Annotated in this window: 1 protein-coding gene; it reads left to right on the forward strand. The window is 69.7% G+C overall.

The genetic code is table 11. The annotated features are described in order from the left end of the window. Positions 1-123 precede the first annotated feature (123 nt). Positions 124-1,377: IS1380 family transposase (locus tag ACFVYA_RS49955; RefSeq protein WP_387055710.1), on the forward strand; the 1,254-nt coding region annotated here is incomplete at its 3' end.

Below are 1,377 nucleotides of genomic sequence, written 5' to 3' on the forward strand. Positions count from 1 at the left end.
TAGCCTCGGGATTTCATGACTTGGTCGGCGACACGGGCCGGTAGTAAGACGGAGTGCCTGTCTCACAGGGCAAACTTGGGATTGCGAAGTCACAAGTAACGCCGGTGGGAAGGCACTCCGTAGGTGAAGCGTAGCGCAGGTCCGTCGCTGGTTCTGGATCCGGTTGGTGAGTCGCTGGTGTCGTCGGCGGGCGGAGTGTTGTTGCGGCAGACCGTGCGATTGTCCGGAGCGCAGCGGACGTTGTCGGCCGCGCTGGCCCCGTGGCGGAGCAGGAAGGCGACACACGATCCCGGCAAGATCTTGTGTGATGTCGCGACCGCGGTCGCGCTGGGTGGGGACTGCGTGGCCGATCTGGCCGTCGTCCGGGCGCAGCCGCAGTTGTTCGGCCCGGTGGCCAGCGATCCGACGGTATCCCGGCTGGTCAGCACGCTCGCCGCGGACATCGATGCTGCGCTGCCCGCGATCCGCGCGGCCCGTGCCCAAGCGCGGGCGGCGGTGTGGGCGCGGCGGCGGCCGCTGGCCGGGCAGCCGGGCACCTGTGACGGCGGGCAGGTAATCGTGGACCTCGACGCGACGCTGGTGACCGCGCATTCAGACAAAGAACACGCCACCGGTACCCACAAACGCGGGTTCGGGTTCGCGCCGATGTGCGCGTTCGTCGACCACGGCGAGCACGGCACCGGGGAAACCTTGCTGGCCCAGCTACGGCCGGGCAACGCCTCACCCTGGAACGCCGGCGACCACATCGACGCCGTCGATCTGGCCCTGGCCCAACTACCCGAGGCCGAACGCGGCCAGGTCCTGATCCGCACCGACTCCGGCGGATGCTCCAAGGCGCTGCTGGCTCATCTGACCGACCTGAGGCTGGAGTACTCGGTCGGGTTCTCCGCGCACGAAACGGTGAAGGCCGCGATCGAGGCGATCCCCGTCCAGGCCTGGCGCGCAGCGATCGACGGCGACGGCAACCCCCGCGAAGGCGCCCAGGTCGCCGAACTCACCGCCTGGATGCCCGCACCGAGCCGCACCAGCAGGCCCGGCCCACAGCACTGGCCCGCCGGGATGCGGGTGATCGCCCGCCGGGAACGCCCGCATCCCGGCGCGCAACTCCGCCTGACCGACCGCGATGGCTGGCGGATCACCTGCTTCGCCACCAACACCCGAGGGCCGGGCTGGACACTGGCCGATCTGGAAGTCCGTCACCGTCAGCGCGCCCGCGCCGAGGACCGCATCCGCGCCCAGAAGGACACCGGGATGCGCAACTTGCCCTTCCACGGCTTTGCACAGAATCAGATCTGGCTCGAGATCGCCGCCCTGGCCGCAGACCTGCTCGCCTGGACCCAGACCTTGGCCTTCGACGAACAGGAACCGGCACGGCGC

The organism is Amycolatopsis sp. NPDC058278, from assembly GCF_042881395.1.
GTDB lineage: Bacteria > Actinomycetota > Actinomycetes > Mycobacteriales > Pseudonocardiaceae > Amycolatopsis.